General features: G+C 71.9%; 12 protein-coding genes. 6 read left to right on the top strand and 6 right to left on the bottom strand.

Features of this window, described 5'->3' with window-relative positions; all coding sequences use genetic code 11:
• The first annotated feature begins 95 nt into the window (after window positions 1-95).
• On the top strand, window positions 96-1,115 hold the full coding sequence (locus tag KM427_RS06485; protein ID WP_183591353.1) for a LacI family DNA-binding transcriptional regulator: 1,020 nt from the start codon (window positions 96-98) through the stop codon (window positions 1,113-1,115).
• Between the two features lie 19 nt (window positions 1,116-1,134).
• On the opposite strand, the gene KM427_RS06480 is transcribed toward KM427_RS06485, so the two are convergent.
• From KM427_RS06480 to nrdR, 3 genes are all read right to left on the bottom strand, one after another.
• Window positions 1,135-2,577 (bottom strand): amino acid permease, encoded by a 1,443-nt coding sequence (locus KM427_RS06480; RefSeq protein ID WP_183591354.1) that lies wholly within the window; start codon window positions 2,575-2,577, stop codon window positions 1,135-1,137.
• A gap of 136 nt (window positions 2,578-2,713) precedes the next feature.
• Window positions 2,714-5,650: a vitamin B12-dependent ribonucleotide reductase gene (locus tag KM427_RS06475; protein WP_215526677.1), complete on the bottom strand. Its 2,937-nt coding sequence runs from the start codon at window positions 5,648-5,650 to the stop codon at window positions 2,714-2,716.
• Between the two features lie 176 nt (window positions 5,651-5,826).
• Window positions 5,827-6,321, bottom strand: coding sequence for a transcriptional regulator NrdR (gene nrdR / locus KM427_RS06470; RefSeq protein ID WP_215526676.1), 495 nt, complete (start codon window positions 6,319-6,321; stop codon window positions 5,827-5,829).
• A gap of 411 nt (window positions 6,322-6,732) precedes the next feature.
• On the opposite strand from nrdR, the gene KM427_RS06465 reads away from it, so the two are divergent.
• The gene (locus tag KM427_RS06465) at window positions 6,733-7,089 is read left to right on the top strand and encodes a hypothetical protein (RefSeq protein ID WP_183591357.1); all 357 of its coding nucleotides are present in this window, start codon (window positions 6,733-6,735) and stop codon (window positions 7,087-7,089) included.
• Window positions 7,090-7,278: 189 nt separating this feature from the next.
• Here the strand turns inward: KM427_RS06465 and KM427_RS06460 are convergent, their stop codons facing one another.
• A complete protein-coding gene (locus KM427_RS06460; protein ID WP_215526675.1) occupies window positions 7,279-7,686 on the bottom strand; it encodes a LysM peptidoglycan-binding domain-containing protein in 408 nt (135 codons plus the stop codon).
• Between the two features lie 277 nt (window positions 7,687-7,963).
• Between KM427_RS06460 and lexA the strand changes: the two genes are divergently transcribed.
• From lexA to KM427_RS06445, 3 genes are all read left to right on the top strand, one after another.
• Window positions 7,964-8,680 (top strand): transcriptional repressor LexA, encoded by a 717-nt coding sequence (lexA, locus tag KM427_RS06455; RefSeq protein WP_183591359.1) that lies wholly within the window; start codon window positions 7,964-7,966, stop codon window positions 8,678-8,680.
• Window positions 8,681-8,785: 105 nt separating this feature from the next.
• Window positions 8,786-9,646 carry a phosphatase PAP2 family protein gene (locus tag KM427_RS06450; protein WP_215526674.1) on the top strand — a complete coding sequence of 287 codons (861 nt, stop codon included), beginning with the start codon at window positions 8,786-8,788 and terminating at the stop codon, window positions 9,644-9,646.
• A 64-nt stretch (window positions 9,647-9,710) separates the two neighbouring features.
• Window positions 9,711-11,288: an MXAN_6640 family putative metalloprotease gene (locus KM427_RS06445; RefSeq protein ID WP_215526673.1), complete on the top strand. Its 1,578-nt coding sequence runs from the start codon at window positions 9,711-9,713 to the stop codon at window positions 11,286-11,288.
• Window positions 11,289-11,312: 24 nt separating this feature from the next.
• On the opposite strand, the gene KM427_RS06440 is transcribed toward KM427_RS06445, so the two are convergent.
• Together KM427_RS06440 and KM427_RS06435 are read right to left on the bottom strand one after the other, a co-directional pair.
• A complete protein-coding gene (locus KM427_RS06440) occupies window positions 11,313-13,304 on the bottom strand; it encodes an ATP-dependent DNA helicase (RefSeq protein ID WP_215526672.1) in 1,992 nt (663 codons plus the stop codon).
• Between the two features lie 59 nt (window positions 13,305-13,363).
• Window positions 13,364-14,053 (bottom strand): SGNH/GDSL hydrolase family protein, encoded by a 690-nt coding sequence (locus tag KM427_RS06435; protein WP_215526671.1) that lies wholly within the window; start codon window positions 14,051-14,053, stop codon window positions 13,364-13,366.
• A 110-nt stretch (window positions 14,054-14,163) separates the two neighbouring features.
• Here KM427_RS06435 and KM427_RS06430 point away from each other — a divergent pair, with 110 nt between their 5' ends.
• Window positions 14,164-15,048 (top strand): alpha/beta fold hydrolase, encoded by an 885-nt coding sequence (locus KM427_RS06430; RefSeq protein WP_215526670.1) that lies wholly within the window; start codon window positions 14,164-14,166, stop codon window positions 15,046-15,048.
• The last annotated feature ends 25 nt before the right edge of the window (window positions 15,049-15,073 follow it).

The following is a 15,073-nucleotide window of genomic DNA, read 5'->3' as shown; positions in this document are numbered from 1 at the left end:
GGCCTGGGGTGGGAGCGACTGTCGATGATTAACATGTTCACCACAAGCAACATGGCGCCGCCGGTGCGCCGTCGTCGACCCCACGAGGTGGAGGCATGGACAGGCGTCGCGTTCGCCCCACGGTCGAGCAGGTCGCCGAGCGCGCCGGCGTCTCGAAGGCCACGGTCTCCAACGCCCTCAACGGGACGGGCCGGCTCTCGCCGGAGACCCGCCGGCGGGTGATCGCGGCGGCGCACGAGCTGAGCTACGTGCCCTACACCTCGGCGTTCGCCCAGGCGCGCGGCGGCACGGGCATGCTCGGCCTGACCATGGCCATCTTCGGCGACCTCGCGGTGCCGTACACCCAGAACCCGTACTACTCCGAGCTCATCCTCGGCGCGATCGGCGCCGCACACGCCCGCGGCTACCTCCTCACGGTGCTGCCGGCGACGATGTCGGCCTGGTCATGGCTGACCACCCCGGTCGACGGCGTGGTCCACTGCGAGCCGCGGCTCAGCGACCCGGTCCGCCCGATCCTGGAACGGCGCGGCATCCCCCTGGTGTACGCCGGGCGGCCGCCCGAGCCCCGGGCCGACGACTTCTGGGTCGACACCGACGACGGTCAGGGTCTCGTCGGGCTGCTGGACCACCTGCGCCACGGCGGTGCCCGGACCGCGGTCGCGGCGGTCCTTCCCGACCATGACGACGCCTATCCGGCGATCCTGCGGGAGACCTATCTCGCCTGGTGCCGTGCCGTCGGGCAGGAGCCGATCTACACGACCTTCGCCCCCGACAACCACCGGGGCGCCGAGCGAGCCGCGATCTCGACGCTGCTGGGTCGACCGACCCCGCCGGACGCCGTCGTCGGCGTCTACACCTACTCCGGGCTCTTCCTCCTCGAAGCCGCCCGGGCGCACGGCCTGGCCGTGCCTGCCGACCTCGCCATCGGCTGCTTCAGCGATGACCCGAAGAACGCCCACCTCGATCCCCCGGTCACCACGGTGAGCATGCGCCCCGCGGACGTCGGCGCCGAGTCCACCGACCTGCTCATCGATCTCATCCACCAACGCAAGCGGATCCGGAGGCAGCGACTGCTCCCCACCGTGCTCCACGTCCGCGCCTCGTCGGCGGGCTGACCCCGGGCGCCGGCCGCGGTCAGGCGTCCTTCGTCTCCGCGACCTCGCCCCGGCCGAGCTTGCTGTGCCGGTAGCCGTACGCCGCGTAGATCACCACGCCGATCAGGAACCACACCGCGAACCGCACCCACGTCGCCGGCTGCAGCTTGGTGATCAGCCACAGCGAGAACGCGATGCCGAGGAGCGGGGTGAACGGCATCGCCGGCGTCCGGAAGGTGCGCACGATGTCGGGCGAGCGGTAGCGCAGCACGATCACCGCGGTCGACACGACGACGAACGCGAGCAGGATGCCGATGTTGGTCAGCTCCGCCGCCTCGCCGATCGACACGAAGCCCGCGATGCCCGCCGACACGATGCCGACGATCCACACCGGCCGGCTCGGCGAACGGTTCCGGTTGGTCTTCGCGAACCAGGCCGGCAGCAGCCCGTCCCGGCTGATGGCGTACCAGACCCGGCTCGCGCCGAGGGTGAAGGAGAAGAGCACGGTGATGATCCCGACGATCGCCCCGACCGCGACCACCTTCGAGAAGCCCGCCAGTCCGACCGACTCGAAAGCCGCGCTGAACGCCGCCGTGTCCGCCAGGTCGGTGTAGTCGACCATGCCCGTCAGCACCGTCGCGGCCAGCAGGTAGAGCACCATCGCGATCGCCAGCGACAAGATGATGGCCTTCGGCAGGTTGCGCTCGGCCTCCTTGGACTCCTCGGCGGCGGTGCTCATCGCGTCGTACCCGAACACGGCGAAGAAGACCGTGGCGGCGCCGGTCGCGGCGCCGCTGAGCCCGTGCGGGAAGTACGGCGTGAGGTTGTCGGTGTCGATGTAGAAGACGCCGACCACGATCACCGCCAGCACGATCAGGATCTTCACCCCGACCAGCCAGGTCTCCACCCGCGCGCTGGTCTTGATGCCGCGGTTGAGCAGCCACGCCACGCCCAGGCACAGCAGCACCGCGAAGAGGTCGATCCGGTGCCCCGCGCCGGTGCCGGGCGCGCCGAGCATCCACGTCGGCAGGTCCAGCCCGATCGCGTCGGCGAGGAAGTTGATGTACTGCGACACCCCGATCGCGACCACCGCCACGATCGCGGTGTACTCGAGCAGCAGGTCCCAGCCGATGAACCAGCCCACGGACTCGCCGAGCACGGCGTAGCCATAGGTGTACGCCGACCCCGCCTCCGGGATCATCCCGCCGAACTCGGCGTACGACAGCGCGGCACACGCGCTCGCCACGCCGGCGATCAGGAACGACACCGTCACCGCCGGCCCGGCGTCCTCCTTCGCCACCGGCCCCGCGAGCGCGAAGATCCCGGCCCCGATGATCGCCCCGAGCCCGATCGCGGTGAGCTGCCAGAGCCCGATGCTGCGCTCGAGCTCGCTGTCGCCGTGCTCCGCCTGCACCGGCTTGCGCCGGAAGATCCCGGTCTGGGCGGCCACCCGGCGTACGCCCGAATGCTCGTGCTGGGCCATGACTCCGGCCTACCACAGCGCCGGCCGTCGCTGAAGGCCACCGCCGCCCCGGCTTTCAACGGCTCGGCCGGGACGTCATACGTTGCGAGGAACCGCTTCCACGCAGCGCATGACGTCCCGAGAAGCCGAGCGTCGCTCAGCTGCAGCCGCTCGTGCTGCCGCAGCCCTCGCAGACGTAGCAGGAGCCGGCGGGGCGCATCTTGGTGCCGCAGGTGAAGCAGAGCGGGCTGTCGACCGCGGTACCGGTGATCTGCTCGAGCAGCTCGGCGCTGGTGTGGGCGGTGGACGGGGCGGGCTTGGCCGCCACCGACTCGGAGATTTCGAGGCTCGCTTCGCCTCGCACCTCAACCGCCGAGGAGTCCTCGGCCTCCGGGTCGTCGGCGCGGAGCTCGATGGCCGGAGCGACCAGCTCGGCCGCGGTGTTGCCGTGGTCCTCGAGCGGCTCGTAGGAGCCGGTCTCGAGGTAGCGCTGGCGCTCCTCGGCCGAGTAGATGCCCAGGCCCTGACGGGTCTCGAACGGCAGGTAGTCCAGCGCCAGCCGACGGAAGACGTAGTCCATCACCGACTGGGCCATCCGGATGTCGGCGTCGTCGGTGAGGCCGGCCGGCTCGAAGCGCTGGTTGGTGTACTTCGAGACGAAGGTCTCCAGCGGCACGCCGTACTGCAGGCCGATCGAGATCGCGATCGAGAACGCGTCCATGACGCCGGCCAGGGTCGAGCCCTGCTTGCCGAGCTTGAGGAAGATCTCGCCGAGCGAGCCGTCCTCGTGGGCACCCGAGGTCATGTAGCCCTCCGCGCCACCCACCGTGAAGGAGGTGGTGCGCGAGACCCGGGACTTCGGGAGCCGCTTGCGGACCGGGGCGTAGACGACCTTCTCGACGACCTTCGGCTCCACCTCGGACTCGACCTTGGCCGCGGCGTCGGCGGCGTCCTTCTTGGCCTTGCCTCCGCCGTCGGCGAGCGGCTGGCCCACCTTGCAGTTGTCGCGGTAGATCGCGGTGGCCTTGAGGCCCAGCTTCCACGACTGGAGGTAGACCTCCTCGATCTCCTCGACGGTCGCCGTCTCCGGCAGGTTGACCGTCTTCGAGATCGCGCCGGAGAGGAACGGCTGCGCCGCCGCCATCATCCGCACGTGGCCCATCGGCTTGAGCGCGCGGGCCCCCATGGCGGTGTCGAAGACCTCGTAGTGCTCGGTCCGCAGGCCCGGCGCGTCGATGACGTGGCCGTGCTCGGCGATGTAGGCGACGATCGCCTCGACCTGCTCGTCGACGTACCCGAGCTTCTTCAGCGCACGCGGGATGGTCTGGTTGACGATCTGCATCGAGCCGCCGCCGACGAGCTTCTTGAACTTCACCAGGGAGAAGTCGGGCTCGATGCCGGTGGTGTCGCAGTCCATCATGAAGCCGATGGTCCCGGTGGGCGCGAGCACCGAGGCCTGCGCGTTGCGGAAGCCGTTGGTCTCGCCGAGCGCGATCACGTCGGCCCACGCCTGGGTGGCGAGCTTGTGCACCTGGCTGTCCGCGATGTGCAGCGTGCGGACGGTGTCGTTGGCCGCCTGGTGCTTGCGCATCACCCGCTTGTGCGCCTCCGCGTTGCGGGCGTAGCCGACGTACGGACCGACGATGCCGGCCAGCTCCGCCGAGCGCTTGTACGACGCGCCGGTCATCAGCGAGGTGATCGTCGCCGCCATCGAGCGGCCACCCTCGGAGTCGTAGCCGAGGCCCATCGCCATCAGCAGCGCACCGAGGTTGGCGTAGCCGATGCCGAGCTGGCGGTAGTCGCGGGTCGTCTGGCCGATCGCCTCGGTCGGGAAGTCGGCGAAGCAGATCGAGATGTCCATCGCGGTGATGATCAGCTCGACTGCCTGCGCGAACAGCGCGGCGTCGAAGGTGTCGTCGTCCTTGAGGAACTTCAGCAGGTTCAGCGAGGCCAGGTTGCACGAGGAGTTGTCGAGCGACATGTACTCCGAGCACGGGTTGGACGCGGTGATCCGGCCGGTCTCGGGGTTGGTGTGCCAGTCGTTGATCGTGTCGTCGTACTGCAGGCCCGGGTCGGCGCACTCCCACGCCGCCTCGCTGATCTTGCGGAACAGATCGCGGGCGTCGACCCGCTCGATGACCTCGCCGGTCTTGCGGGCCCGGAGGCCGAAGTCGGTGCCGTCCTCGACCGCGCGCATGAACTCGTCGGAGACGCGGACGGAGTTGTTCGCGTTCTGGTACTGCACCGAGGTGATGTCGACGCCGCCGAGGTCCATGTCGAACCCGGCGTCGCGCAGCGCGCGGATCTTGTCCTCCTCGCGCGCCTTGGTCGCCACGAACTCCTCGATGTCGGGGTGGTCGACGTCGAGCACGACCATCTTCGCCGCACGGCGGGTGGCGCCGCCGGACTTGATGGTGCCGGCCGAGGCGTCGGCGCCGCGCATGAAGGAGACCGGGCCGCTCGCCGTGCCACCGGACGAGAGGAGCTCCTTGGAGGAGCGGATGCGGGAGAGGTTCAGGCCGGCGCCGGAGCCGCCCTTGAAGATGAAGCCCTCCTCCTTGTACCAGTTCAGGATCGAGTCCATCGAGTCGTCGACGGAGAGGATGAAGCAGGCCGAGACCTGCTGCGGCGACGGGGTGCCGACGTTGAACCAGACCGGGGAGTTGAACGAGAAGTACTGGTGCACGAGCAGCCAGGTGAGCTCGCGCTCGAAGACCTCGGCGTCGGCAGCGGTGGCGAAGTAGCCGTGGTCGACGCCGGCCTTGGCGTAGGTCTTCACCACGCGGTCGACGATGTGCTTGAGGCTCCACTCGCGGGCGTCGGTGCCGACCGCGCCGCGGAAGTACTTCGTGGTGACGATGGTCGAGGCGTTGACCGACCAGAAGTCGGGGAACTCGACGCCGCGCTGCTCGAAGACCGTCTCACCGGTCTTCCAGTTGGTCTGGACGACGTCGCGGCGCTCCCAGGTGATCTCGTCGTACGGGTGCACGCCCTCGGTGCTGAAGACCCGCTGGATCTTCAGGCCCGCGCCCTTCCTGGCCTTGCCCTTGCCCGGCGCCTGTCCCTGGGCTCCGCCGCTCACCGTCTCGGTCATCCCTCTGCGTCCCGTCTCTCGAGGTTGATGTGCTGGTTCGATACTTGCTGGTGCCACCGACAGTGCGGCGGCTGCGTCCGTTGACGTCTGTTGAGGTCTGTTGAGGTCGCTCGACAAGCGAGGTGGTGGGCCCGGCGTACGCAGCTTCCCCACTACGCACGCCGGGCCGTCTGTGGTCAGCCCGTCGGGACGGGCTGAGGCGCGGGCTCCGCGAGCACGCGCTCGAGGCGCTCCGCGCGCAGGACCGCGATCTCCTTCTCGAAGTCGTCGGCCGACTCGAAGGCGCGGTAGACGCTCGCGAAGCGCAGGTAGGCGACCTCGTCGAGCGCGCGCAGCGGCCCGAGGATGGCCATGCCGACCTCGTGGGCCTCGATCTCGGCGGCGCCGGAGAGCCGCAGCGCGTCCTCGACCACCTGACCGAGGCAGGCCAGCTGGTCCTCGGACACCGGGCGGCCCTTGCAGGCCTTGCGCACGCCGGCGACCGCCTTCTCGCGGTTGAACGGCTCGCTGGCCCCCGAGCGCTTGAGCACGGTCAGCTGCATCAGCTCGACGGTCGTGAACCGGCGCTCACAGGCCGAGCAGGCCCGCCGGCGGCGGATCGAGCCGCCGTCGTCGGCGACCCGGGAGTCGAGGACCCGGGTGTCGGTGTTGCGGCAGTACGGACAGTGCATCGGGCCCCTCCTCCCTTCGGTCTCGCCCAGCCTCCGCACGCTGCCGCCCCCTCCGCGCGGTGTCCCGGCGGGGTGGGTGTGGCTGTGGAGAGCTGGGGCTTTCCCTGTGTACAACAAGCAGTTCGCTGTGAGTCATCCACCGTCCCCTGTGGAACTAGATGTGGATAACTACATCGTTGTAAGTACTAGATGTAGTGGTAACCGTACGCCCCGGCGAAGGGCGATGCAAGGGCAGGTCGAGGTGGTTCTGACCGGTCCGTCCCGCCACCCGCAAAGCCGCAGGTCAGGGCCGCAGCGGCCGGGCGACACGGGCTCCGGAACCGGCGCGTCGCCCCCCGATGGGGGCCGGCGACCGGGCGGATGCCCGGGAAGCCTCCCCCGACCGCTGGGTCGATCGGCCACAATGGCCGGGTGCGGGGTGCGACGGGTGGGAAGCGAGCCGGGTCGCGCCGTGGACCCCGGCGCAGGCGGACCTTCCAGCCGGCCCTGCTGCTGCTTGCGCTCGGCATCACGGCCTGCGTCGTGGCCTGGGGGTACCTCGTGTACGCCGCGATCGACTTCGGCGCCACCGCCCGGGGTGGCGACGACCGGGCCTGGTGGTTCCTGGCCGTCGCCTCGGTCGGCGCCGTCGCCTGCCTGTTCTTCGGGATGATGCTGCTCGCCCGACTGACCCGGCGGCTCGGGATCACCGAGCCACCCGCGCCCCGCGGCACGGCGGACGCCGAGGAGGCGCCGCGACCGATCGGCGGGCGACGGGCCGCGCGCTAGGACGGGGCACGCTAGGACGGGGCACGCTGGCCGGGTCCGGCAGCTCCGCCACCGGGCCCGAAATACCTCGAGGGGCGGAGCCGAACGGCCCCGCCCCTCGTCTTCCCCGGTCTCGCCGGCCGGGGTCGAGGCGGCCGGCGAAGTCTTGGGTGGCCCCGGTGGCGAACGTCAGCGCACCGGGGTCGGATGTCAGCCGACCGGGACCAGCAGCCGCTGACCGGCGACGAGCATCCCGGAGTCGAGCGCGTTGAGCTTCTCGATCCGGTCGATCATCGAGCGGACGTCACCGTCACCGGCGGCCACGGATGCGATCTCCCAGAGGGTGTCGCCCGGGCCGACCTGCACGACCGCGGTGGGCTCCGGCGCGCCGGAGTTGCGGGTGGCGACCGACCCGCCCGCGACGACCACCCCGAGGGCGAGCACGGCGAACAGCGCGAGCACCACGACCACCACCCGGCCGCGCCGGGTCAGCCGGACCCCGCCGTCCGTGTGGCCGGAGCGACCGCGGAGCGCCCGCTCCACGGTGGGGTCGAACGTCCGGTCGATCGTCCGGTCGATCGTCCGGTCAATCGTCGGGTCGATCGTCATGGTGCTCATCTGGTGACCTCCTGGGGAAGTGGCCCCGCTCCGGGGCCGTCGGTCCGTGTTCGTCGAGAGCAGTTCTAGTGGCGGCCACCGACAGTCCCGGAGGAGCCGATCCGGACACCCACTCGATCAGTCGTTCGATCGAACACGTGTACGACGTTAGAGCATCTGTTCGAACGACACAAGGGTCCAGGCGAACATTTGTTCGACGCTCGTACGGGGTCGCGGGCTCGACACGCCGTTCGAACAACTGTTTGAAGACGGCGGCCGAACGGGCTAACGTCGACCCATGGCCAAGAAGATGACGGTGCGAGAGCTGCCCGACGGCCCCGCGGACGCGACCGGGCTCACCCCGCGACAGCAGCGCGTGCTCGCGACGATCAAGGACTCGATCGAGAAGCGGGGCTACCCGCCCAGCATGCGCGAGATCGGCGAGGCGGTCGGGCTGACCAGCTCCTCCAGCGTGGCCCACCAGCTGAAGACGCTCGAGGAGAAGGGCTTCCTCAAGCGCGACCCCAACCGGCCCCGCGCCCTGGAGGTCTTCCTGCCCGAGGTGATGGCGGCCCGCCGCTCCCTCGGCGCCGCCGAGGAGTCGTCCTACGACGAGACCGGCCTCGGCGACAGCGTGCCCGCCGCGTCCTACGTGCCGCTGGTCGGTCGGATCGCCGCCGGCGGACCGATCCTGGCCGAGGAGCGCTACGAGGAGGTCTTCCCGCTGCCCAAGCAGCTGGTCGGCGACGGCGAGCTCTTCCTGCTCGAGGTCTCCGGCGACTCGATGGTCGAGGCCGCCATCTGCCACGGCGACTACGTCGTCATCCGCAAGGAGCAGACGGCCGAGAACGGCGAGATCGTGGCCGCGCTCATCGACGGGGAGGCCACGGTCAAGACGCTGCAGCGCAAGGACGGAAAGGTGTGGCTGCTGCCGCACAATCCCAACTACGATCCCATCGACGGCACGAACGCCACCATCCTCGGCAAGGTGACCGCCGTGCTGCGACGGGTCTGATCGACGCGATGTACTCCCCCTCGGGGAATTGCCCGACCAGACCTCGGGGTTGACTCGGGGAGGATCCCCGATGGCACGGGAGGGCTGATGGACGACGGTGGTGCTGTGACGACAGCACCTGCGATCGCGCCCAGGCGGCCCCTCCCCCGCTGGGCCCGAGGCCTCCTCGAGCTGCTGTTGATCCTCGGGCTCTGGGTGCTCTACAGCCTGGCCCGACTGCTCGCCGACACGTCCATGCAGCCGGCGCTCGACCGGGCCAACGACCTGCTGCACATCGAGAAGCTGATCGGCATCCACTGGGAGACGCCGCTCAACCAGCTCTTCACCGACCACCGGGTGCTCGGCCTGGCCGGCAGCTACTGGTACGCCACGCTCCACTACGTCGTGACCGCCGCGGTCCTGGTCTGGCTCTGGCGCCTCGGCGCCGACCGCTACGGCCCGGCCCGCCGCGCCCTGGTCATCGCCACCCTGCTCGGCCTGCTCGCCTACCTGTTCATGCCGACCGCCCCGCCCCGCTTCATCAGCGGGTACGTCGACGTGCTCAGCCTGCACGCGGCCGACGGCTGGTGGGGCGCCGACGCCTCCGCGCCCCGCGGGGTCGGCGGGCTGACCAACGAGCTGGCGGCGTTCCCCTCCCTGCATGCGGGGTGGTCGCTCTGGGTGGCGCTCGCCCTGCAGGTGTACGCGACCCGCAAGTGGGTCCGCGTGCTCGGCTGGATCTACGCGATCGGCACCGCGGTCGTCATCGTCGGCACCGGCAACCACTGGGTGATCGACGCGATGGTGGGCTGGCTGGTCGTCCTGGTCGGCTGGGTGGCCGCGCAGGCGATCGGCAAGGTCCCGCTGCGCTGGCCCCGGCGCCGACGGGCCGCGGTCGCCCCCGACCGTCCACCCTCCGAGCCGGATCCGCTCGAACGACTGGCGGACGAGCGGCCGTCGCGCGAGGACACCTCGGTCCTGGACTGACGCCGCCCACCTCGTCCGGGGTGGCGGTTGGGCGATTCTTGGTGCCGTCGGGGACAGTAGGGCAATGCGCTCCCCCCTCGGACGACGTCTGCTGCCCGCGACCGTCCTGCTGACGCTCGCGCTCGAGGCCCTCGTCGTCGGGAGCCTCGCCGCACCGGCCGGGGCAGAGCCCGAGAGCCCCGCGTCCACCTCGACCTCCGACTCCCCCGACGCCGCCGCGGCGGCGCTGGAGGAGGTGCAGGAGCTGCTCGCGCCCCAGGCGACACCCGCCCCGGCACAGCGGCAGGCGACCGGCGACGACACCGAGGAGCAGACCGGACGCGACCTGACCCTGGCGCTGCGCGAGCTGCGGCTGCGCATGGACGACCTGTCGGCGGCCGACCGCGCCGCGGCCCGCCGGGTGACGAAGCGTCCCAGCGCCGACGTCTACCGCGACTTCGGGTCCGCGCGGGTGCACTGGCGCTCCACCGACACCGCGATCACGCCGCGCTGGATCAAGAAGGTCGGCTCGGTCGTCGACCGGGTGCTGTCGACGTACGCCAAGGCGGGCTACCGCACCCCGAAGTCCGACGGGGCCCGCGGTGGCGGCGACGGCCTGCTCGACATCTACCTGGTGGACTTCGCGGCCGAGCAGCAGTACGGGCTGTACGGGTACTGCGACACCGACGTCGCCCCGCCGGCGGAGGGCCCCTACGACACCTGGGCCTACTGCGCGCTTGACCACACCTTCCAGGGATTCCCGCGCAAGCCGATCCAGAGCCTGAAGGTGACCGCGGCGCACGAGCTCTTCCACGCCGTGCAGTTCGCCTACGACTACAACGAGGACGCCTGGTTCATGGAGGCGACCGCGGTGTGGGCGGAGGACGAGGTCTACGACCGGATCAACGACAACCTCCAGTACCTGCCGATGAGCCCGATGCGCCAGCCGCGCCAGTCGCTCGACCAGTTCGGGGACTCGCTGCGCCACTACGGCGCGTGGATCTTCTTCCGCTACCTCAGCGAGCGGTTCCCCCGGTCGCAGGGCCGGATGCCCGTCATCGTCCGCAAGATCTGGGAGCGCGCCGACGGCTCCCGCAACGGGCCCGACGACTACTCGATCCAGGCTGTCAGCAAGGAGCTCGCGAGCCGCGGCACCGACCTGCGCCGGGTCTACGCCCAGTTCGCCGACGCGAACCGCCGTCCCCGCCGCACCTACGAGGAGGGCCGCAGCTACCGGGCCGCGCCCACCCGGGCGCACACGTTCACCCCCGCCAGCCACGACACCGGCTGGCAGCAGGTCCGCGTCAACCACCTCGCCAGCACCACGCTGAGCGTGCGCCCCGGGCCCGAGCTGAAGCAGCGGCGACTCCGGGTCGCCGTCGACCTGCCCGCCAAGCGACGCGGGTCGGCCGCCGTCCTCACCTGGTACGACGAGCAGGGCCGGGCGCACCGGACGATGGTGCGCCTCTCCCGGAAGGGCGTCGGCACGGCCGAGGTGCGCTTCGGGAGCGGCCGGGTGCGCCGGGTCGACCTGACGCTCGCCAATGCCAGCATCCGCTCGCGGTGCTGGCAGGGTCAGGTCGACGGCGTGGAGTACTCCTGCCGCGGCCTCCCGCGCGACGACCACTCCCGGATGCGCTACCGGATCCGCGCCGTCCGCTGAGGCGCGGCCCGACCCGCGGGCGGCCTACGCCTGCGCCAGCCGGCGCAGCGCCTGCCGCACCAGCGCGGGATCGGTGGTGGTCCACATCGGCGGCAGGCTGGCCTTGAGGAATCCGCCGTACCGCGCGGTCGCCAGCCGCGGGTCGAGCACCGCGACCACGCCGCGGTCGGTGTGGGTGCGCACCAGGCGGCCGGCGCCCTGGGCGAGGAGCAGCGCGGCGTGGGTCGCCGCGACCTGCATGAAGCCGTTGCCGCCGGCCTGGTCCGCGGCCTTCTGCCGGGCGCTGAGCAGCGGGTCGTCGGGGCGCGGGAACGGGATCCGGTCGATGAGCACCAGCTGGCAGGTGTCGCCGGGGACGTCGAGGCCCTGCCACAGGCTGAGCGTGCCGAAGAGGCACGTGTGCGGGTCGCCCACGAACTGCGCCGCGAGCTCGGGCAGCTGCGCCTCGCCCTGGGCCAGCGTGGTGAGGTGGGGCAGCCGCTCGCGCACCACCTCGGCGGCGGCGTCGGCCGCGCGACGGCTCGAGAAGAGACCCAGCGTGCGGCCCTCGGCCGCGTCGACCAGCTCGACGATCTCGTCGAGCGTCGCCGCGCCCATGCCGTCGCGGCCCGGCGGCGGCAGGTGGCGGGCGACGTACAGGATCGCCTGCTTGCCGTAGTCGAAGGGGCTGCCGACGTCGAGTCCGCGCCACGGCATCGCGTCGCCGGTCGTCGGCGGGGCCGGCTCGCCCTCCGCGACCCGCTCGCTCGGCTTGAGCCCGACGCTGGTCGCGACCGAGGAGAAGTCGCCGCCGAGCATCAGCGTGGCGGAGGTGAAGACGACGGTCTTGTCCGACAGCAGCTTGTCGCGCATCGGACCCCAGACCTGGAGCGGCGCGACGCACAGCCTCGGTGGCATCCGCTCGGTGCCCTCGGTCAGCCAGAGGACGTCGGAGTCGAGGTCGGCGGCCATCCGCTCGGCGGTCGCGAACACCTCCTGCACGGCGCCCTTCGCCTGCTGGCGACCGGCGTCGCCGCCGTCCTCCTCCTTGTCGTTGCCCCTGGGGTACGCCGAGGCGCAGGCCCGCGCGGCGTCGCGCACCAGCACGAGCGCGTCGGCGAGATCCTGCGGGATCGCGTCGAACCGGCCCGGCCGGGCCTCGGACATCGCCGCCCGGAGCGCGTCGGCCGCGTCGGCCAGGTCATCGGCCTCGGAGCCGTCGACGTGCCGCTGGCTGCGCCGAGCCGCCCGCTCGACCTCCGCCGCCCAGAGTTCGTCGGTGGCCGCCTGGGTCACCCGCGTGGTGAGCTCGTGGGCCTCGTCGATCACGACCACGTCGTACTCGGGGATCATCGGCACGCCCTCGATCGCGTCGATCGCGAGCAGCGAGTGGTTGGTGACGATGAGATGGGAGCGCTGCGCCTTCTCCTTGGCACGCTCGGCGAAGCACTCGATTCCGAACGGGCACTTGGCGGCACCCAGGCACTCGCGGTGGTTGACGCTGACCTGGCGCCACTCGCGGTCGGTGTGCCGCGGGGCGCCGTCGCGCTCGCCGGTGCCGCCCTCCTCGACCTGCGCCTCGGCCCAGGTGCGCAGCTCGAGGACCTTCTTGCCGAGCGAGCCCTCCGGCAGCACGACGTCGAGGGCACCCTGGTCGTCGGGCACCCCCTCGCGGATGCGGTGCAGGCAGGCGTAGTTGGAGCGGCCCTTGAGCACGGCGTACGACGTGTCGACCCCGCTGCCCTGCACCGCCTCGACCAGCCGTGGCAGGTCGCGCTCGACCAGCTGGTGCTGGAGCGCGAGGGTCGCGGTCGCCACCACCACCCGGTCGCGGTGGAGCAGGCTCGGCACCAGGTAGGCCAGGGACTTGCCGGTGCCGGTGCCGGCCTGGACGAGCAGGTGCTGCTCGCTCTCCATGGCCTCCGTCACGGCCTCGGCCATCCGCACCTGGCCCGTGCGCTCCTGCCCGCCGAGCGCCGTCACCGCGGTGTGCAGCAGCTCCGTCACGGCGGGGGTCACGGTGGGAGCGTCGGGCACCCGAGAACCCTAGCCCCGGCCACCCCCGGCGGCGCCGGCCGTCCCCAGGCCCGGGCCGGTCAGACCAGGCCGAGCGCCGCGAGCCGGTCGGCGACGTAGTCGCCGAAGGCGTCGTGACCGTCCTGGGTGAGATGCAGCCGGTCCGGCAGGTAGGTCAGGTCGAGCCCCGCGGTCGGCAGGTACGGCACGTCGTACCGACCGGCCAGCCGGCCGAGCAGCGCGTCGACGCGCGGGACGGCGCGGGCGCGGGAGGGGGCGGCGGCGGGACCGACCACGACCACGTCGTACCCGCGCAGCTGCCGCATCAGCTGCCGGAAACCGGAGCGCACGGCCGCGTCGGCCTGGTCGTAGTCGTTGAGGCCGCCCTCGACCACCACGAGGTCGGCGCCCCCGCGCAGGGCGGCGGGCGCGCGGTCGGCGAAGGACGCACCGGCGCAGGTGCTGGCGTGGGCGCTGAAGCCGGAGCCGGAGAAGCCCGCGACGTGCACGGCGCCCGGAAGCCGCGACGGCCACGACCGCGCGGACTCGTCGAGGCCGAGGCCCACCGACCAGGAGTCGCCGACGACCACGACCCGAGGTCCACTGCCGGTGACGGCCGCGGCGCGGGCCCGCGAGTCGGCGGCGAACCGGTCACAGCGGGAGGGGTCGCTGCCGATCGCCCGCACGCCGACGAGCACGGCCAGCGCGGCCGTGAGCAGCACGGCCAGGACCGCGCCGACCAGCACCGGTCGACGTGCCCACACGTCCACGCTCTCCCCCCGAGGCCTCACCACACCAGCGTCAGCGACCAGACGGCGCCGATGTTCCGGAATGACGCAGAAACCGCGTCAGTGCTACCGAATCGTGATCTTCTGGGCCCGTGGCAGACGTCGTCGAGATCCCCGGGCCCGAGGGCCGCCGCATCGAGGTGCTCGACGGTGGCGACCCGGACGGCTTCCCGCTGCTGTTCCACAACGGCTCGCCGTCCGCCGTGGCCCTCAGCCCGGCGCTCGAGCGGCAGTTCGCGTCCGCGGGCCTGCGGCACGTGACGTTCTCACGGCCCGGCTACGGCACCTCGACGCCGCGGCCCGCTCCCGGCCGGTACGTCGACGACGTGGTCGAGTCCGTCGCCGTGCTCGACCACCTGGGGATCGGCGAGTTCCTCACGCTCGGCTGGTCGGGCGGCGGTCCGCGGGCCCTGGCCTGCGCGGCGCTGCTCCCCGAGCGGTGCCGGGCGGCCGCCTCGCTCGCCGGGGTCGCGCCGTACCACGCCGACGGGCTGGACTGGTTCGCCGGGATGGCGGAGGAGAACCACGAGGAGTACGCCGCCGCCGAGGCCGGCCCCGAGACCTACGAGCGCTTCGTGGTCGAGAACATGATGCCGATGCTCCGTGCCTCGCCCGACCAGATCGCCGAGGCGCTGGGCGGGCTGGTGACCCCCGTCGACAAGGCGATCGTGACCGCCGACTTCGCCGACTGGATGAGCAGGTGCTTCAACCACGCCGCGGCCCAGGGCGCCGTCGGCATCCGCGACGACGGCATCGCGGCGGTCACGCCGTGGGGCTTCGACCTGGCCGACATCCGGGTGCCCGTCGCGATCTGGCAGGGCCGGCAGGATGCGATGGTGCCCTTCGCGCACGGCGTGTGGCTGGCCGCGCACGTCCCCGGCGCCGAGGCGCACCTCGACGACGACGAGGGGCACCTGTCCCTCGTGAACCGGCTCGAGGACGTGCTGGCCGACCTCAGGCGGCTGGGCGGGGTGTAGCGGGCGCCCGTCCCCGGGACCGCCC

Source organism: Nocardioides sp. LMS-CY (genome assembly GCF_018732145.1).
In the GTDB taxonomy this organism is placed as follows: domain Bacteria; phylum Actinomycetota; class Actinomycetes; order Propionibacteriales; family Nocardioidaceae; genus Nocardioides; species Nocardioides soli.
Note: the sequence above shows the minus strand (reverse complement) of the source record. Positions and strands in the feature narration are given on the sequence as shown.

What these genes read in the sequence shown, in the direction of transcription:
- lexA (WP_183591359.1), top strand. Translation starts at nt 7,964, where the DNA reads ATGGCCAAGAAGATGACGGTGCGAGAGCTGCCCGACGGCCCCGCGGAC.
- KM427_RS06480 (WP_183591354.1), bottom strand. Translation starts at nt 2,577, where the DNA reads ATGGCCCAGCACGAGCATTCGGGCGTACGCCGGGTGGCCGCCCAGACC.
- nrdR (WP_215526676.1), bottom strand. Translation starts at nt 6,321, where the DNA reads ATGCACTGTCCGTACTGCCGCAACACCGACACCCGGGTCCTCGACTCC.
- KM427_RS06445 (WP_215526673.1), top strand. Translation starts at nt 9,711, where the DNA reads ATGCGCTCCCCCCTCGGACGACGTCTGCTGCCCGCGACCGTCCTGCTG.
- KM427_RS06485 (WP_183591353.1), top strand. Translation starts at nt 96, where the DNA reads ATGGACAGGCGTCGCGTTCGCCCCACGGTCGAGCAGGTCGCCGAGCGC.
- KM427_RS06475 (WP_215526677.1), bottom strand. Translation starts at nt 5,650, where the DNA reads ATGACCGAGACGGTGAGCGGCGGAGCCCAGGGACAGGCGCCGGGCAAG.
- KM427_RS06460 (WP_215526675.1), bottom strand. Translation starts at nt 7,686, where the DNA reads ATGAGCACCATGACGATCGACCCGACGATTGACCGGACGATCGACCGG.